This is a genomic window from Pseudomonas sp. BRM28 (assembly GCF_002939405.1).
Lineage (GTDB): Bacteria > Pseudomonadota > Gammaproteobacteria > Pseudomonadales > Pseudomonadaceae > Aquipseudomonas > Aquipseudomonas palmensis.
On the sequence record NZ_PEFV01000001.1, the window covers coordinates 4584453 to 4603669 of the forward strand.

A 19217-nucleotide genomic window follows, 5' to 3' on the forward strand; every position below is an offset into this window, starting at 1 on the left:
GGGAAGCGGGGCGCGACGATAGCCCATCGCCTGCCCCGCTGTCCAAGTCATTCAGGCCGATTCGAGCAGCAGCCCGTACAACGCCGAATCCGACACCTCGCCGGCGATGCACCAGCGCTCGCGCAGCAGCCCTTCACGCTCGAAGCCCATGCGTTCGAGGGTGCGCGCCGAGGCACCGTTGCGCGGGTCGATCTCGGCCTCGAGGCGGCGCATGTTCAGGCCGATGGCAAGGTACTCGACGAACAGCTCCAGCGCCTCGCCCATGTAGCCCTGGCCCTGGGCGCTGCTGGCCAGGCAGTAGCCGATTTCGCCGCGGCGCGACTCGGCGTCGATGTTGAAGAATTGGCACATGCCCAGCAGCAGGTCGCTGCCCTGCGGGTAGATACCCAGCTTGAGGCTGCGCCCGGCCAGGTAGGCGGCGCGGTCGGCCAGCAAGGCCACTTCGGCTTCGTCCAGGGTCTGCCACGGCCCGTGGTGCCAGTAACGCATCACCTCGGGGTCGGCCATGATCCCCAGCCACTGCTCGGCATCGCGGGCCTGCATGGGCCGCAGTTGCAGGCGCGGCCCGTTCAGGCACAGCGCAGTGTCGAAAGCTTCAGGCAAACTCATGAAATTACTCCTGGTGGGTGAACCTGCCACCACGCCACCACGCCCACCGTTACCAGCAGGACCGCGGCCTGGGCCAGGTTGAATTCGTAGAGCCGGTGCAGCGTCACCCACGGCTGGCGCCACGCCGGGCCGCCTTCCTGTGGTGGCTGATACGGCAACAGGCCAAGCAGCCCGACAGCGAAGTAGCCCGTCAGCGCGACGATACCGGTCCACGGGTGGGTACCGGCCAGCATCGGGTAGATCGGCAGTGCCAGCAGCAGGCGCGGCACGCCATGGCGCAGCAGCAGACGCTCGCCATCGGGGTTGAACCGACGCGGGATCAGCCATTCGCTCAGGCGCAGGTCCAGCGCCAGCAGGTTCGGCGCGGTCCACAGCCAGAAACGCATGAACACCGCCGACAGTTGCACCGTCAGCAGCGAGCCCACCACGGCGGCAATCAGTACATTGGAGGGGTGCGCGAAGAAATCCGGCCCCGCCAGCCACAGCACGATCACCAGCACCATGCAGCTCATCACCCGCAGGTAGCTGCGCGGGTGCAGCGGGCGCGGCGCCAGCCTGCGCCAGAAGTACAGGTCGCGGTGCGGCACCTGGTCGAGCAGTTCGGGGTAGTGGTAGAGCAGGGTTTGCGTCAGATGCTCACAGGCTTCCCAGTCGGCCTCGCTGAAGCCCTGGGCCAGCGCCACCTGCTGCTTGAACTCGAGGTTGCGCAGCAGCAGGTAGGCCGCATTGCCCTCGGGGTTGGTGTGCCAGTGCCACTGCTCGGCCAGGGCCTGCTGGCGGGCGAACCAGGTATCGCGACGGCAGCGCTCGTTCAGGCCCTGCCACAGGTGCGCGGGCCGGGGGCCACCGTCATCGTCGCTCCAGTTGAAGTAGCCGCACACGCGTTCGAACAGCGCGGTGCTGCTGCCGGGGTGATCGTGAAGCAGCTCCAGCAGCATGGCCTGGAACTGCTCGCGGCGGTCGAAGGGCTCCAGCCAGGCCTGCCCGCCCCAGTGCTGCAGGCTGGCGAAAAACGCCTGTTCGTCGCCCGCCTGCAAATAGTGCTGCAACTGCGCGTGGCAGGCTTGCCAGAGGCTGCCCAGCAGTTCGTCGCCCTGGTACGCGCCGATCGGCACCGCCTGCCAGGGGGTGAACCAGCCACGCCTCGGCACCGCCCAGTGCAGGATGGGCAGGCGCAGGGTTTCGTCATCCAGGCTGCGCTGCAGCAACTGCTGCTCGAAGGCCGCCTCGCACCCCAGTTCACCGGCCTGGCGCCACAGGTTGTCGAGCTGCGCAGGGTCCAGCCCTTCGAGCAGCGCGCGGGCCTGTTGCTCCCTGGCGGGTGTGGGTTCGATGTCGACGTGCACCGCCGCGGCCTGCGGGGCTGGCACATCGGCCGATTCCAGCGCTGGCGCTGCATCGTCCTCGTGTGCCCAGCGGCTGCGCGCCAGCGCCTGTTCATAGGCCTCGCGCAGGCGCTGGAAGGCCTCGGGGTCCTCGTCGGGGCGGTGCACCTTGAGCAGGCGCGCATACTGGCGCCTGATACTGCGTTCATCAGCGCCCGGGGCCAGGGCCAGCACGCTCCAGCAGTCTTCGATCACGTCACTCATTGCCGCTCCTTCAGCGCCAGCTGTCCTGGCCCAGTTCATTCACGCGCTGTTCGAGCTCGTGGCGCACCTCGCGGATCTGGCGCTCGTCCTGGGTTTCCAGCACGCGCTGGAACTGCGCGGCCCAGGCCCCGATCAGCTCACGTACCTCGCCCAGGCTTTCCTGATACAGGCGCTCCAGGCGCGCCAGCAACAGGGTGTTGGGTTGCTGGTCACGCGGGTGGGTCTTGAGCTCGGCCAGCGCCGCCAGGCGTTCGCGTACCTCTTCGGGGCTGAGTACGCCGGGGTTGTTCTCGATCACCAGGGCATGCTGCTCGCCGGTCAGCGGGATGCTCACCTGGGCTTCGAGAATGCCGTTGATGTCGTAGGTGAAGCGCACGTCCAGGGCCACCTCGCCGGCCTTGCGCCGTGGCACCGGAATCTCCAGCACGCCCAGCAGCACGTTGTCGCGCACCAGGCGGCTCTCGCCCTGGAACACCTTGACCAGCACCTGCTCCTGCTGGTCGCCGACGGTGTAAACCGTCTGCACCCGGCTCACCGGCACCACGCTGTTGCGCTCGATGATCGGCAGGTAGTGCCCGCTCTCGTGGCGGTCACCGACCTGGCGCACGGTTTCCATGCCCAGGGTGTAGGAGCACACGTCGGTCAGCACCACCTCTTCGAGCGCGGCATCCCGGGCCTTGAGCGCGGCCTGCACGGCGGCGCCGTGGGCCACCACTTCATCGGGGTTGAGGCTGATCGAAGGGAAGCGCCCGAACAGCCCGGCCGCCAGCTTGCGCACCAGCGGCATGCGCGTGGTACCGCCCACCAGCAGCACTTCGTCCAGGTCCGAGGCGCGGATGCGCGCATCGCGCAGGGCGCGTTCGATGGGGGTGCGCAGGCGTGCCAGCAGCGGTGCGAACAGGTCGGCCAGGGCGTCCTGGGTGTACACGTGGCGCCATTCGCGGCCCTCCACGCGTACCACGAAGTCGGCCTGCTGGGCCTGACCCAGCTGCCGGCGTACACGCTCGGCCTCGCGGCGCAGCGGCTGCAGCAGCGTGGTCGCGCCGGGGAAGTCGTTGCCCTGCTGGGCCTGCACGAAATGCTCCAGCAGCAACTGGTCGAAGTCTTCACCGCCCAGGTAGTTGTCGCCGGCGCTGGCGCGCACCTCCATCACCCCTTCGAACAGCTCCAGAATCGACACGTCGAAGGTGCCGCCACCCAGGTCGAAGACCAGAAACGAGGTTTCCTTGTCGCGCTGGTGCAGGCCGTAGGCGAGTGCGGCGGCGGTGGGTTCGTTGATCAGTTTGTCGACGCGCAGCCCGGCCAGTTCGCCGGCCACGCGGGTGGCCTTGCGCTGGGCATCGCTGAAGTAGGCCGGCACGCTGATGACCGCCTCGGTGACCGGCTCGCCATAGGCACGCTCGACGTCTTCCTTGAGGCTCTTGAGCACCAGTGCCGAGAGTTCTTCGGGGCGGTAGGCACGCCCACCCAGGGTGACCTGCTGGTTGCTGCCCATGTAGCGCTTGAACAATGCGGTGGTCAGGTGCGGATGGGTGTGCAGGCGCTCGCGCGCCGCCTGCCCGACCAGCACCCGGCCCTGGTCGTCGAGCCCCACCACGCTGGGGGTGAGCGTGTGGCCGAGTGCGTTGGCCACCAGTTCAGTGGCGCCATCGCGCCACACGGCCACCAGGCTGTGGGTCGTGCCCAGGTCGATACCGACGATCATCAGCGACTTCCCTCTCATCAAATCAGAGGGCGATGGTACTTGAGGTACCTGCGCTCAAGCCACCGCCTTCACGCGCCGTGATCGTCGTTCGCCGCCTAGAACCCCATGCTGAAACTCACCGTTACCGCATGGTCGCGGGTGTCGCTGGACAGCTGCCCCGAATAGCCCAGGCCCAGTTTGCCGGCCTGCCCGATCGACAGGTCCAGCCCCGCCTCAACCACCGCCGCATCGCGGGCGATCGGCACGCCCTGGGTGGTGAAGCCGGCGCCGCCCTCGATGAAGCGCAGGTCGGCATCGGGCTTGGTGTCGCCGTAGGCATGCCGCCAGCCCAGGCTGCCACGCGGGGTCAGGGTACTGCCGTTGGCCAGCTTGAACGCCTTGCCCGCCCGCAGGCCCACGGTGGAGAAGGTGATGTCCTGGTCGGCACTGGCCTTGAGCCGCGCCGCGCCGCCCTTCTCGCGTGCAGTGTCGCTGTCGTAGTTGACGTAGGCCAGGCCCGCGAACGGTTCCAGCGCCACGCCGCCTGCCTCGATGGCGTAGCTCACCTCGCCGAACACCTGCGCGGTGCGCGCCTTGTACTTGGCCTTGAGGCGGTCGTCGTAGCTGCCGATGGCGACGTCACGCTTGCTCTCGATGTCGTGCCAGCTGTACGCCGCACCCACGCGGGCCGAGAAGGCATCGAGCTGGTAGCCCAGGTAGGTGGCCAGGTGGTAGCTGTCGATGCTCGCATCGGAACGGCGGCCGCTGGCATCCAGGTCGCTGCGGGTATAGCCGGCGGCCACGCCCACGCGCCAGTCGCTGTTCAGGCTGCGGTCCACCCCGAGCAGGAAGCCCTGCACGTTGCGGTCGATGCTGGCGCTGTTGCTGTTGCCGTCCATCTTGCCCCAGGTGCCCAGTGCCTGCGCCCAGCCCACGGCCTCGTCGTGGCAACCGTCGCTGGTGAGCTGGTTGGCGTTCGGTGCCAGGGCCCGACGCGGATCCTCCTCGCGCATGCAGCCTGGCTGGCGCAGGCGGTCGTTGACCGCTTCGCGCACGTAGCGCGAGTCTTCGATCAGCGCACTGGCGGTACTGGCATGGATCTCGCCCGACAGGCTGTCCAGCGCCGCCTGAACGCCACCACGGTTCTGCGCCATGACCGCGCCCAGCACCGCCGCCGGTGCCCCGCTGCTGCCCAGTGCGCCGGCCACGGCCTGCTGGTTGGGGGTCGCAGCCACATCGCCGAGGCTGGTGCCGTTGCGGCTGATGGTGACGCCGACCTGGTTGCTGCCGTAGTTGAGCGTGGTGTCGTAGAACGGCGTATCCGGCAACTGCACGGTGGTGAAGGTGCCGTTCACCCCGCCGCCGGCAGTCACCACGGTGTACTGCGCGTTGCCCGAGGCCGGTGCCGAGTTCAGCACCACCAGGCTGCCGCCCAGGTTGGCCGTGCCGCCCACGGTCAGGCCGCTGCTGGCGGGGTTGCCGACCACCACCTGCAGGGTGCCGCCCGGGGCGTTGGTGAAGTTGCCGCCGACCTTGAGCCCGCTGGCCGGGTCAGGCTGCACCACACCGTTGTTGACCAGCGAGCCCACGCTGCCGTTGCCGCTCAGTGCGGCACCGGCCCCCACCGTGACCTTGGCCCCGAGCACCGTGCCCGGGTTGGCCGCATTGCCCACCAGCAGCAGGCCCTGGTTGACCGCCAGGTTGCCGCTGAACGGCTGGTTGCCGGTCAGCAGCAGGCTGCCGCTACCTTGCTTGACGGTGTTGCCGGTGCCGCTGAGTACACCGTTGAAGCGGCCGTCGGTGTCCTGCTGGAACACCAGGCTGGCGTTGTCGACGATGTTGCCTTGCAGGCTGGTGGTGTTGCCCACCAGCGTACCGCCGCTGACCCTGGTGCCGCCGGTGTAGGTGTTGGCGCCGCTCAGGATCAGCGTGCCTGCGTCGAGTTTTTCGATACCGCCCGCGCCCACCAGCGGCGCCGAGATCTGCGTGCTGTCGCCGGTGTTCACGCGCACGGCGGCCAGGTCGCCATTGGCTGCATTGACCGGTGTCAGGCTGCCGCCGCTGCCGGCCACCAATTGGTAGCCGCCGGTGAGGAACTGCAGGCCGGTGAAGGACTGATTGCCAGCCACGGTGACGGTCCCCGCCTGACCACCGAACACGCCGAACTGCGCATCCCAGGTTTCGCTCAGGTTGCCGTTGACGTCGGTCCAGTTGGTGCCGTTGCCCCAGGTACCGCTGCCGCCACCGATGGTGCCGTCGGCATTGGTCTTGCCGCCGTTCCAGAACTGCAGTGCGCCACCGGCGCCCTGCACCACCAGGTTGATCTGCTGGGCGATGGCCGTCTGCAGGGTCAGTTGGCCTGGCAAGGTGCCGCCTGGCAGCAGGCCGAACAGCAGGCCGTTGTCGGTCAGGTTGCCACCGTAGCTGAACAGCTGGTAAACGCCGCTGCCGAAGCCACCGGCATTGCTGATGTTGAGCGTGCCATCAAGGGTCAGGTCGCCCGCCACCTTGACCACGGTGGTCGAGGCCGATGCCTGCCCGAGCGCCAGGTCGACATTGCTGCCGGCATCCAGGTTGAGCGCGCCGACCTTGAGTGGCGTGGCGCCGCTGCCTGCCGCCAGGGTCGCACCGCTGGCCAGGTTGACCGTGCCGGCGTAGTTGCCGCTGCCGCCCAGGGTCGCCCCGTTGTTGACCTGCACCGTGGCACTGGCCAGGCTGCCGTTGACCAGCAGGCTGCCGGCGTTGACCGTGGTGGCGCCGGTGAAGCCGCTGTTGCCGGTCATCAGCAGTTGCCCGCTGCCGTTCTTGATCAACGTGCCGCTGCCGGTGAGGTTGCCGGTGTAGGTACCGTTGCTGGCCTGTTCGAAGGTCAGCGCGGCGTTGTTGAGGATCGCGCCCTGCAGGCTGCTGGTATTGCCCTGCACGCTGCCGGCGTTGAAGGTGCTGCCGCCGCTGTAGGTGTTGGCACCGCTCAGCAGCAGTGCGCCATTGCCGTTTTTCACCAGGCTGCCGTTGCCGCTGATCACCCCGTTCAGGGTCAGGTCGTGGCTGCCGCCCAGGGTCAGTTGCGAGGCCAGGCTGACGGCGTTGCCCAGTTGCAGGTCAAGCGTGCCGTCCAGCTGCGCAGTGCCACCCACCGTGAGCGCGCCGCTGCCCAGTGCAGCGTTGTCGCCCAGGGTCAGGCTGCCGGCATTGAGGCGCGTACCGCCCTGGTAGGTGTTGGCGCCGGCCAGGGTCAGGTCGGCCGTACCGTTCTTCACCAGGCTGCCGCTGCCGCTGACGAGGTTGGTGAGATCAAGGTCATTGCTGCCCGCGATGGTCAGCGCACCACCGAGCGTCACGGCGTTGCCCAGGGTCACGGCCTGGTTGGCATCCAGCGTGGTGCCGTCGGCAGCCGTCAGCGCACCGCTGCCCAGGGCGGTGTTGCTGCCCACCACCAACGTGCCGCCGTTGAGCTGGGTGCCGCCGGTATAGCCGTTGTTGCCGTTGAGCACCAGGGTGCCGCCTTCGAGCTTGGCCAGGGTGCCGCTGCCGTTGATGTCCACGTTCAGTGTGGCGCTCACGCCGTTGCCGATACGCACGTTGCCGGTGCCCTGGGCACCGTTGGTGAGGTTCAGCGCGTCACCGCTCAGCACGTAGCCATTGTCGAGGAACTGCAGGCCGTTGACGGTCTGCACACCATCGACGGTCACCGCGCCGCCCGTGCCCTGGAACACCGCGAAGGTGCCGTTCCAGGCCTGGTTGAGCGCTCCGTTGGCATCGGTCCAGTTGGTGCCGCCGACGCTCCAGACACCGGCGCCGCCGTCGACCGATCCATTGCCGACGGTCTGGCTGCCGTCCCAGAACAGCACGTTGTTGTTGCTGCCGCCCACCACCAGGTTGACCTGGTTGTTGACGGCGGTCTGCACATCCAGATCGCCCGCGATGACCCCATTGGGCACGCTGCCGATGGCCAGGCCGTTGTTGGTCAGCGCGCCGCTGTAGTCGATCAGGCGATACACGCCCGCACCGAACCCGCCCAGGTCGGTGACATTGAGCTTGCCGTCCAGGGTCAGGTTGCCGCCCACGTTGATCAGCGCCGGGGTACCCACCACAGGGGCGCCCAGGGCCGCATCCAGGTTGGCGTCCGCGCCCAGTACCAGCGAGCCGACGCTCAGGGTATCGCCGCTGCGCAGCGACAGGTGCCCGCCGTCGGCGACGGTCAGCGCGCCGCCGAGGCTGCCGGTGCCGCCCAGGGTGCTGCCGCTGTTCACCGTGACGGTGCTGCTGGCCAGGCTGCCATTGACGATGAGGCTGCCGCCGCTGACGGTGGTGGCCCCGCTCAGGGTATTGCCACCGCCCAGGGTCAGCGTGCCGGTGCCGGTCTTGTCCAGCGTACCGGTGCCGCTGAGCACCCCGCCGAACGTGCCCTCGCCCACTTGCAGGCCGGTACCGGCGCCTACGTTCACGGTGCCGCTGCCGCTGAGCTCGCCCAGGTTGGTGGTGCCGCCCAGGTTGAGGCTGGCGCCGTTGCCCAGGTTGAGCTCGGCCGGGTTGCCGAGTGCACCGCTGCCCACCGTGCTGAGGCTGCCGGAAAGAATGTTGAGGATGCCGCTGAAGCTGTTGTTGCCGCTGAGGGTGAGGTTGGCCGCACCGTTCTTGTTCAGGGTGCCCGCACCGCTCAGCACGCCGGCCAGGGTCAGGTTGTTGGTGCCCGCCACGTTGAGCGTGCCGCCCACATCCACCGCGTTGGCCAGGGTCATGGCGCTGGTGGTGGTCAGGGTGGAGGTGCCGCTGACACTCAGGGCACCGCTGCCCAGCGCCGAGCCGTTGCCCAGGGTCAGGTTGCCGGCACCCAGCTGGGTGCCACCGCTGTAGGTGTTCACCCCGGTGAGGGTCAGGCCGCCGCTGCCGGTGTGGTTCAGGCTGCCCGTGCCACTGATGACACCGCCCAGGGTGAGGTTGTTGCTGCCCGGCAGGGTCAGGCCGGCGTTGAGCACGATGGCATTGGCCAGTGACAGCGCACTGCCATTGACCAGGCTGGAGGCGCCACTGACGGTGAGCGCGCCACTGCCCAGCGCCCCGGCGTTGCCGACATTCAGGGTGCCGCTCTGCAGTACGGTACCGCCCGTGAAACCGTTGGCACCGTTGAGCGTGAGGCTGCCGCTGCCCTGCTTGGTGAGGCTGCCGGCGCCGTTGACCAGGCCATTGAGGGTCAGGTCGTTGCTGCCGAGCAGCGTCAGGTTGCCGCTCAGGTTGAAGGTGTTGGCCAGCGCCAGCGCGCTGCTGCTGTCCAGTTGCGTGCCCGCGGCCGCGTTGAGGGCGCCGACGCCCAGTGCGGTGTCACTGCCCAGTACCAGCGTGCCGGCATTCAGGGCGGTAGGGCCGGTGTAGCTGTTGTCGCCGTTGAGCGTCAGGCTGGCGCCGCCCGCCTTGAGCAGGCCGCCGGTGCCGCTGATGTCACCGTCCAGCGTCAGTGCGTTGCTGCCGGCAATGCTCAGTTGGCCGAGCAGGCCAATGGTGTTGGCCAGGCTCACCGCCTTGTTGCTGTCCAGGGTGGTGCCATTGGCCGCAGTCAGCGTGCCACTGCCCAGCGCGCCGTCATTGCCGACCACCAGGGTGCCGCCATTGAGCTGCGTGCCGCCGGTGTAGCCGTTGGCGCCGTTGAGCACCAGCGTGCCGCTGTCGAGCTTGGCCAGGGTCGCGCTGCCATTGACCGGCAGGTCCAGGGTGGCGGTCACGTTCGGGTCGACCCGTACCGCAAAGCTGCCACTGTTGCCGTTGACGGCGTTGAGCACGCCGCCACTGCCGGCGACCAGCTGGTAGCCGTCGGTGATGAACTGCAGGGCATTGACGGCCTGACCACCTTCGACCGTGACCACGCCGCCCGCAGCGCCCTGGAACACCGCGAACTGCCCCTGCCAGACGTCGTTGACTGTGCCGTTGAGGTCGGTCCAGTTGGTGGTGGTGCTGTTCCAGGTGCCGCTGCCGCCCTGCACCACGCCATCGGGGACAGTGCCCGCCCCATCCCAGAACTGCACGATCAGGTTGGGCGAGTTGACCAGCACGTTGACCTGGCCGGTAATCGCGGTTTGCAGTTGCAGCTCGCCGGGCGTGACGCTGCCCGGCAGGCTGCCCAGCACCAACCCGTTGTTGGTCAGCGAGCCGTAATCGAACAGGCGATAGATACCATTGCCGAAGCCGCCGTCATCGGTGATGTTGAGCGTGCCACCCAGGGTCAGGTTGCCGGCAACATTGAACAACGAGGTACCGCCGGTGACGGGCGAGCCGAGTGCGACGTCGATGCTGGCGTTGGGCGCCAGCGCCAGCGAGCCGAAGCTGAGCTGGGTGCCGCTGGTGCCGGCCAGGTGGCCGCCGTTGACGATGGTGGTCAGCCCGCCCACGCTGCCGCTGCCGGTCAGGGTCGCGCCGGAATTGACCGTCAGGTTCCCCCCGTTCAGGGCGCCCGACACGCTCAAGGTACCGCCGCTGACCTGGCTGGCGCCGCCCAGGTTGCTGATGCCGGCAAGTTCCAGCACGCCGGTGCCGACCTTGTTCAAGCCGCCGCTGCCGACAAAGGCACCGGCGAAGACGCTGTCCAGGTTGGTATTGCCCAGGCTCAGCGTGCTGCCCAGGCCGATATTGGTGGTGCCGCTGCCGGTGAGTGCACCGATGCTGGTGTTGCCGTTCAGGTTCAGGTCGGTGCCGCTGCCCAGATTGACACTGGCGACATTGCCCAGGGCGTTGCTATTCAAGGTGGTCAGCATGCCCTGGGTGATATCGAGTGTGCCGCTGAAGGTGTTGTTGCCGAACACCACCAGTTCCTGGGCGCCGCTCTTGATCAGGTTGCCCGAGCCACTGATAACCCCACCCAGAGTCAGGTTGGCGGCCGTGTCCAGGGTCAGGTCGCCATTGACCGCGATGGCATTCAGCAGCGTGACAGCCTGGGTATTGCCCAGGGTGCTGGTGCCCGTGGCGCTCAGTGCGCCGCTGCCCAGCGCAGCGCCATTGGTGACGGTCAGGGTGCCGCCGCCCAGGCTGGTACCACCGGAATAGGTGTTGGTGCCGCTCAGGGTCAGGTTGCCGCTACCGGTCTTGATCAGTTGGCCGTTGCCGCTGATCACGCCGCCCAGGCCGAAGTCGTTGCTGCCGTTGACGGTGAGGTTGGCATTGAGGCCGATGCCGTTGTTCACCACCACGGCGCTGTTGCCGCTGCTCAGGCTCGAGTTGCCGGTGACCGACAGCACCCCGGTGCCCAGCGCATTGTTGTTGCCCAGCACCAGGGTGCCGGCGGTGAGGATGGTCTCGCCGCTGTAGGTGTTGCTGCCGTTGAGGGTGAGGGTCGCAGCGCCGTTCTTGGTCAGGTCGCCGGGGCCGTCGATCACGCCGTTCAGGGTCAGGTCGTTGCTGCCGCCGACGTTCAGGTTGCCGACGATGTTCAGCGCATTGCCCAGCGTCACCGCCGTGCTGGCATCGAGGATGGTGTTGTTGCTGGTGCGCAGGGTACCGACGCCCAGTGCGCTGTCGCTGCCCACGATCAAGCGGCCGGCGCCCAGCAGGGTGTCGCCGCTGTAGGTGTTGGCGCCGCTCAGGGTCAGGTCGCTGGCGCCGGTCTTGACCAGGCCGCCCGCGCCGCTGATCGCGCCCGTCAGGGCCAGGTTCTGCGCGCCGAGCAGGGTCAGGTTGCCGGTCAGTACCAGGGCATTGTCCAGGGTCAGCGCGGTGCTGGTGTCCAGCGTGGTGGCGCCGGCGGCGGTCAGGGTGCCACTGCCCAGCGCCGTGGCCGAGGTCAGCAGCAAGCCGCCGGCATTGAGCGCTGTACCGCCCTGGTAGGTATTGTTGCCGCCCAGGGTCAGCACCCCGGTGCCGGTCTTGATCAGGCCGCCCGCACCGCTGATGTCGCCGCCCAGGGTCAGGCCGGCGCTGTTGGCGACGGTCAGGTCGGCATTCAGGCCGATGGCGTTGCCCAGGTTCAGCGCGGTGTTGCTGGCCAGGGTGGAGGCGCCGCCGACCGTCAGCGCGCCGCTGCCCAGTGCGGTGGCGTTGCCTACGGTGAGGGTGCCGGCATTCAGGGTGGTGCCGCCGCTGTAGGTGTTGGCACCGGTGAGGGCGAGGTTGCCGCCACCGGTCTTGATCAGCCCGCCAGTGCCGCTGACCACGCCCGTCAGGCCCAGGTCGGTGTTGCCGGCGACCGTCAGGTTGGCGCCCAGGTTGACCGCGTTGGCCAGGTTCACCGCAGCGCTGCTGGCCAGGGTGGACGCCCCGCCCACGCTGAGGCCGCCGTTGCCCAGCGCCAGCGCATTGCCCACGGTGAGGGTGCCGGCGTTCAGGGTGGTGCCGCCCTGCCAGGCGTTGGCACCGGTCAGGGTCAGGTTGCCCGCGCCATTCTTGGTGAGGCTGCCGGCACCGTTGACCTGGCCGCCCAGGGTGATGTCGTGGGTGCCGCCAACGGTCAGGTTGCCGGCCAGCGATACGGCGTTGAGCACGGTGACATCCAGGCTGCTGTCCAGCGTGGTGCCGCCTGCTGCCACCAGGTTACCCAGGCCCAGCGCCTGGTCACTGCCCAGAACCAGGCGGCCGCCATTGAGCAAGGTGTTGCCCAGGTGGGTGTTGCTGCCCGACAGGGTGAGCGTCGCGCCACCATTCTTGCTCAGCCCGCCGCTGCCGGTGAGGTTGCCGGCAAGGGTCAGGTCGTTGCTGCCGACCACCGTCAGGCCGCCGAGCAGGCCGATGGCATTGCCCAGGGTCACGGCGCTGCTGGCGTCCAGTGACGTGCCGGCCTGTGCAGTGAGCGTGCTGGTGCCCAGTGCGGTGTTGCTGCCGACGATCAGGGTGCCGCCGGCGAGGCTGGTGCTGCCCTGATAGGTGTTGTTGCCATTGAGGGTCAGGCTGGCCGAACCGTTCTTGACCAACCCGCTGCTGCCGCCGATCACGCCATTGAGCACCAGGTTGCTGGTGCCCGGCAGGGTCAGGTCGGCGCCCAGGTTGATCGCGTTGGCCAGGCTCAGCGGGGTGCTGGTCGCCAGGCTGGACGCGCCGGTGACGTTCAGCGCACCACTGCCCAGTGCCGCACCATTGCCCAGGGTGAGGGTGCCGCCGCCGACGCTGGTGCCGCCCTGGTAGGTGTTGGCACCATTGAGGGTCAGGTTGCCCGTGCCGGTCTTGTTCAGGGCACCGCTGCCGCTGACGATGCCGTTGAGGGTCATGGCGTTGAGGCCGTCGAGGGTCAGGTTGGCGCCCAGGTCGATGGCGTTGGCCAGGTTGGTCGTGGTAGTGCCTGCCAGGCTGCTGGCAGCGGTCACGTGCAGCGCGCCTGTGCCCAGGGCCAGGTCATTGCCCAGCAGCAGCCGGCCAGCGGCCAGGGTGGTGCCGCCGGTGTAGCTGTTGGCGCCGCCCAGGGTGAGCGTGGCAGCGCCGTTCTTGGTCAGGTTGCCGGCGCCGTTGATGCTGCCGTTCAGGGCCAGATCGTTGCTGCCGGCCACCGTCAGGCCGCCGAGCAGGTTGACGCTGTTGCCCAGGGCGATGCTGGCGTTGCTGTCCAGCGTGGTGCCGTTGGCGGCAGTCAGCGCACCGCTGCCCAGCGCCAGGTTGTTGCCCACCACCAGGGTGCCGCCATTGAGGGCGGTGCCGCCGCTGTAGCTGTTGCTGGCGTTGAGCACCAGCGTGCCGCTGTCGACCTTGCTCAGCAGGCCGCTGCCGCCCAGGGCGACACCAACCGTGGCGGTCACACCCGGATCGACACGCACCGTGGTGGCGCCATTGCTGCCATTGACCAGGTTCAACTGGCCGGTCACGCCATTGAGCAGGCGGTAGCCATCGGTGACGAACTGCAGGCCGGTGATCGACTGCGCGCCATTGACCAGCACGTCGCCTGCGGCGCCCTGGAATACCGCGAAGTTGCTGCTCCAGTCACGGTTGCCGGTGCCGTTGACCGTGGTCCAGTTGGTACTCAGGGCATCCCAGGTGCCGTTGCCGCCCTGGATCACGCCGTTGCCGACCAGGCCGGTGCCGTCCCAGAACAACACGCTGCCATTGGCGCCACCGACCAGCAGGTTGACCTGGCTGCCGATCGAGGTCTGTACCTGCAGGTCGCCCAGCTGCACGCTGCCGGGAATACTGCCGATCACCAGGCCGTTGTCGGTGAGCTGGCCGGTGTAGTTGATCAGGCTGTAGATACCGGTGCCAAAGCCGCCGATGTCGCTGACATTGAGGGTGCCGTCCAGGGTCAGGTTGCCGTTGACCTTGATCAGCGCATTGCCGCCGGTAGCCGGCGAACCAAGGCCCACGTCCAGATTGGAGTTGGCGTTGAGCACCAGCGAGCCCAGGGTCAGGCTGCTGCCGCTGTTGGCCGCCAGGTGGCCGCCATCGGCGATGGTCACCGCGCCCAGCACGCTGCCGGTGCCGGTACTGGTGAGGGTGGCGCCGGTATTGACCTGCACCAGGTTGCTGCCCAGCGAACCGGTGACGTTCAGGGTGCCGCCATTGACCTGGGTGGTGCCAGTGAGCAGGCCGTTGTTGCCGGCCAGTTCCAGGCTGCCGCCGCCGACCTTGATCAGGCCACCGGCCCCGGCCAGGCCGCCGGTGAATACGCTGCTGGCATCCCCCGCGCCCACGCTCAGGTTGGTACCGGCCCCCAGGTTCACGCTGCCGCTGCCGGTGAGGCTGGCAAGGCTGCTGCTGTTACCCAGGTTGAGGCTGGCGCCCAGCCCCACGTTCACCGCCGAGGCATTGCCCAGTGCGCCGGCACCGACCGTGGTCAGGCTGCCATTGAGCACGTTGACCGCGCCGCTGAAAGTGTTGTTGCCACTCAGGGTCAGGTCGGCCAGGCCATTCTTGATCAGGCCACCGGTGCCGCTGATCACCCCGCCCAGGCTCAGGTCGTTGTTGCCCGCCAGGCTCAGGTCGGCATTGAGTATCAGGTTGTTGCCCAGTGCGAAGCTGGCGCTGTTGTCCAGGCTGGCGTTGCCGGCCACGGTCAACGCGCCGGTGCCCAGGGCATTGGCATTGCCCAGGGTCAGGCCGCCGGCATTGAGCACGGTGCCGCCCTGGAAGGTGTTGACGCCATTGAGGGTCAGGTTGCTCGCCCCGTTCTTGACCAGCCCGGCGGCGCCGCTGATCACGCCGCCCAGGGTCAGGTCGTTGCTGCCGGCCAGGGTCAGGTTGGCACCCAGGTTGATCGCGTTGGCCAAGGCGAAGCTGGCGCTGTTGTCGAGGCTGGCCGCACCGGTCACGTTCAGTGCGCCATTGCCCAGCGCCGAGGCATTGCCCAGCACCAGCGCGCCGGCATTGAGCAAGGTCCCGCCGGTGAAGGTGTTGAGGCCATTGAGGGTCAGGGTGGCGGCACCATTCTTGATCAATTGGCCGGCCCCGGCGATCACACCGCCCAGGGTCAGGTCATTGCTGCCGACAACGCTCAGGTTGGCGTTCAGGTTCACCTGGTTGGCCAGGTTGAGCGCCACGCTGTTGTCGAGCGTGGCAGCGCCGCCCACGTTCAGTGCGCCGCTGCCCAGTGCCTGGTTGTTGCCAAGGCTGAGGCCGCCGCCATTGAGGTTGGTACCGCCTTGATAGGTATTGGCCGCGTTCAGGCCGAGGGTGGCCGTGCCCGTCTTGGTCAGGCTGCCGGTGCCGCCCACCACGCCGTTGAGCGTCAGGTTCGCGGCCCCGCCGATGCCCAGGTTGCCGGCCAGGTTGACCAGGTTGGCCAGGCTGACCGCCGTGCTGGCCTCCAGCTGGGTGTTGCCGGCTGCGTTCAGCACGCCGGTGCCCAGCGCGGTGTTGCTGCCGACGATCAATTTGCCGGCGTTCAGGTTGGTGGCGCCGCTGAAGGTGTTGGCGCCGCTCAGGGTCAGGTCGGCACCGCCGGCCTTGGTCAGGCCGCCTGCGCCGCTGATCACGCCGCCGAGGTTGAGGGTGTTGCTGCCCAGCAGGTTGAGGTTGCCGGCCAGGGTCACGGCATTGCCCACCGTCAGGGCTTTGGTGGCGTCCAGCGAGGTGTTGCCGGCAGCAGCCAGCGTACCGGTACCCAGTGCGGTGTTGTTGCCCAGGACCAGCGTGCCGGCATTGAGCGCCACGCCGCCACCGAAGGTATTGGCAGCGCCCAGCGTCAGGTTGGCCGCGCCGTTCTTGCTCAGGCCCGAGGCGCCGCTGATAACGCCGTTCAGGGTCAGGTTGCTGGTGCCCGGCAGGGTCAGCACGCCATTGAGGACCACGGCATTGGCCAGTACCAGCGGTGAACTGTTGGCAAGGCTCGCCGCGCCGCCGACAGTCAGGGCGCCGGTGCCCAGCGCTGCGGCACTGGCCAGGGTCAGGGTACCGGCGTTCAGGGTGGTACCGCCGAGGAAGGTGTTGTTGCCGCTGAGGGTCAGGTTGGTGGTGCCGTTCTTGATCAGGCTGCCATTGCCGCTGATCAGGCCTTGCAAGGCCAGGTCGTTGCTGCCGTCGAGGGTCAGCGCGCCGTTGAGCGTGAGGGCGTTGCCCAGGGTCACGCCCGGGGCGGCGTCAAGGCGGGTACCGTCCGCCGCGATCAGTGCGCCCTGCCCCAGCGCCGTGCTGCTGCCGAGCACCAGCTTGCCGGCGTTGAGCCGGGTGTTGCCCACGTAGGTGTTGTTGCCGGCAAGGGTCAGGTCGGCCGCGCCGTTCTTGATCACGCCGCCCGCGCCACTGATCGGGCCGCCCAGGCCAAGATTGGCCGTGCCGCCGACGGTCAGGTCGGCGCCAAGGTTGACCGCGTTGGCCAGGGTGAGTGCCACGCTCGCATCCAGGCTGGCGGTGCCCGTGGTGTTCAGGGCGCCGCTGCCCAGGGCGTTGGCCGCGCCCACCATCAGGCCGCCGGCATTGAGCGTCACACCGCCCTGGAAGCTGTTGTTGCCGTTGAGCGTGAGCAACGCGGCGCCGTTCTTGACCAGCCCGCCGCTGCCCGACACCACGCCGCCGAGCGTCAGGGCATTGCTGCCGGCCAGGGTCAGGTTGCCGCCCAGGCTGATGGCATTGGCCAGTGCAACCGAGCTGGTGCTGTCCAGCGTGGTGCCATCGGCCACGGCCAGCGTGCCGGTACCCAGCGCCGTGTTGTTGCCGACGATCAGCTTGCCGGCCTGCAACTGCACGCCGCCGCCGAAGGTATTGGCCGCGCCCAGGGTGAGGTCGGCCGCACCGCTCTTGATCAGCCCGCCCGTACCGCTGACCACGCCCCCCAGGGTGGTCGCGCTGGTGCCCAGCAGGCTCAGCGTGTTGGCGCCGAGCACCACGGCGTTGTTGAGGTTGACTGCGCTGCTGGCGTCCAGGCTGGCATTGGCGCCCAGGGTCAGCGCGCCGGTACCCAGCGCCGCACCGTTGCCTACGGTCAGGCTGCCGCCGTTGAGCAGCAGGCCGCCGGTGAAGGTGTTGGTGCCCGTGAGGTTGAGGTTGGTGGTGCCGTTCTTGACCAGGCTGCCGTTGCCGCCGATGACGCCGCCTAGGGTCAGGTTGTTGCTGCCGGTGAGGGTCAGCGCACCGCCCAGGCTGATGGCGTTGGCCAGGGTCAGCGCACTGCTGGTGTCCAGGCTGGTGCCGGCGGCCGCAGTCAATGTACCGCCCCCCAGCGCGGCGGCATTGCCGAGAATCAGCTTGCCGGCGCCCAGCGTGGTACCGCCGCTGTAGGTGTTGCTGGCGGCCAGGGTCAGGTCGCCGCTGCCGGTCTTGTTCAGCGAACCGGTGCCGCTGACCACACCGCCCAGGGTCAGCGCATTGCTGCCGGGCAGGCTCAGCGCTGCCGACAGCTGCACGGCGTTGCTCAGCACCAGCGGTACCGAGCCCTGCAGGCTGCCGGCCCCGGTAACGCTCAGGCTGCCGGTGCCCAGGGCCGCGGCGTTGGCGAGCGACAGTACGCCAGCATTGAGGAAGGTGCCGCCGGTATAGGTATTGGCCCCGCTCAGGCCCAGGGTGCCGGCGCCTGTCTTGGTCAAGGCGCCGCTACCGCTGACGATGCCGGTGAGGGTCAGGTTGTTGTCGCCGATGATGCCGAGCCCGCCGGCACCGAGGGTGACGGCGTTGGCCAGCGACAGGTTGGCCGCGCCCGCACCCAGCGCGCCACCGTTGGCCGCGATGGTGCCGGTGCCGAAGGTCGAGGCGTCGTCGAACACCAGCGAGCCGCCGTTGAGGCTGGTGCTGGTGACCCCGAGCAACGCGCCGGAGAGTGTCCAGGTGCCGCTCTGCACGAGCAGGTTGTTGAAGTTGATGTAGTTGCTGGCCGAAAGCGTGCCCGTGCCGCCGGTACCGGTGCCCCCGCCGATGGCGTTCTGCAGGGCCAGGGTGTTGCTGCCGCCGGCACCGCCGTCGACCTTGCCGCTAGGCGCATACAGCAGGTTGATGCCGGCGATGCCCAGGTCGACGCCTACACCTCCCCCGCCACTGACACTGGAACCTGTGATTGCGTTGAAGCGGTTGGTGGAGTTCGCCCCCATCGACACGCCGCCACTGATCGCGCCACTGTTGGTGAAGGTATTGCCGGTGGCAGTACCCGATGCCTGGAACGCCACGCGACCGATGATGGTGCCGGTGTTGGTCATGTTCACGCTGCCGCCGCCATACACCGCCACCACCGGGGCGTCTGGGGCCAGCACGCTGACGCCGACAATGTTCGATGAACCGATGGCGCCGTCGTTGACCAGCGTGGTAACGCCACCGTTGCCGTTCTGCACGCTCAGGGCCAGGCCGTTGAGGTTGAGCAGGCTGGCACTGAGCACACCGGTGGTGCCCTTGATCACGCCACCGCTGAAGTTGGTGATGCTGACCGTGCTGGCCGCCGCGTTGCCGACCTTGATCCCGGAGCTGAGCCCGCTCAGGATCCCGAGGAATGCGGGGTCGATGGTGCCCGAGTTGTTCAGGGTGACGTTGTTGCCGGTCAGGTTGACTGCCGTGCCGAACAACGGCGCGTTGATCTGCGAGCCATTGCTCAGGTTAAGAGTCAGGTTGTTGGCGGAGGAAGTGACGTTGCCGTTCAACCCCGGGGTGCAGGTGACCGTCGCGCCCGCACCGGGGACCAGTGGGGTACAGGCGGCACTGGCCGTTGCACTGAACAGGCCGAAAGCGATTCCCGCGGTGGCCAGGCTCACGGCCAGCGACAAGGGGCGAATACGGGCGGGGGCAAGCTTGACGGCACGTCTGTCCACGGGCGACTCCTTCGTGGATCAGGCAGTTCGTTCCTTGAATGCGTGCGACGGGTACGCCGTGGAAACTACACACACTAACGTCGAAATGCCTGACCTTGGCGACTACGATTCCAGTGCTGGAATATGTAGCCGCTTTCCCGGAGCCCTTGCGCAAAGGCGTTACGTCAAATGGTGTTAATACTTTGGCAATGGGCCCCGTGAATACAGGGC

The 19217-nt window shown here is 68.3% G+C and carries 4 protein-coding genes; all 4 read right to left on the reverse strand.

Annotated features, from left to right (window positions below):
- Positions 1-51 precede the first annotated feature (51 nt).
- Complete coding sequence (locus tag CR917_RS21365; protein WP_043864414.1) at positions 52-609, reverse strand: GNAT family N-acetyltransferase; 558 nt, start codon at positions 607-609, stop codon at positions 52-54.
- The gene (locus tag CR917_RS21370; RefSeq protein ID WP_104572929.1) at positions 606-2198 is read right to left on the reverse strand and encodes a J domain-containing protein; all 1593 of its coding nucleotides are present in this window, start codon (positions 2196-2198) and stop codon (positions 606-608) included. The genes CR917_RS21365 and CR917_RS21370 overlap by 4 nt, the downstream gene beginning before the upstream one ends.
- 10 nt (positions 2199-2208) lie before the next feature.
- A complete protein-coding gene (locus CR917_RS21375) occupies positions 2209-3903 on the reverse strand; it encodes a molecular chaperone HscC (protein WP_043864413.1) in 1695 nt (564 codons plus the stop codon).
- Between the two features lie 95 nt (positions 3904-3998).
- Complete coding sequence (locus CR917_RS21380) at positions 3999-19007, reverse strand: autotransporter-associated beta strand repeat-containing protein (protein ID WP_256589740.1); 15009 nt, start codon at positions 19005-19007, stop codon at positions 3999-4001.
- Between the last annotated feature and the right edge of the window lie 210 nt (positions 19008-19217).

Coding starts and splice junctions, on each gene's coding strand:
- CR917_RS21370 (WP_104572929.1), bottom strand. CDS start 2,198: ATGAGTGACGTGATCGAAGACTGCTGGAGCGTGCTGGCCCTGGCCCCG.
- CR917_RS21375 (WP_043864413.1), bottom strand. CDS start 3,903: ATGATCGTCGGTATCGACCTGGGCACGACCCACAGCCTGGTGGCCGTG.
- CR917_RS21365 (WP_043864414.1), bottom strand. CDS start 609: ATGAGTTTGCCTGAAGCTTTCGACACTGCGCTGTGCCTGAACGGGCCG.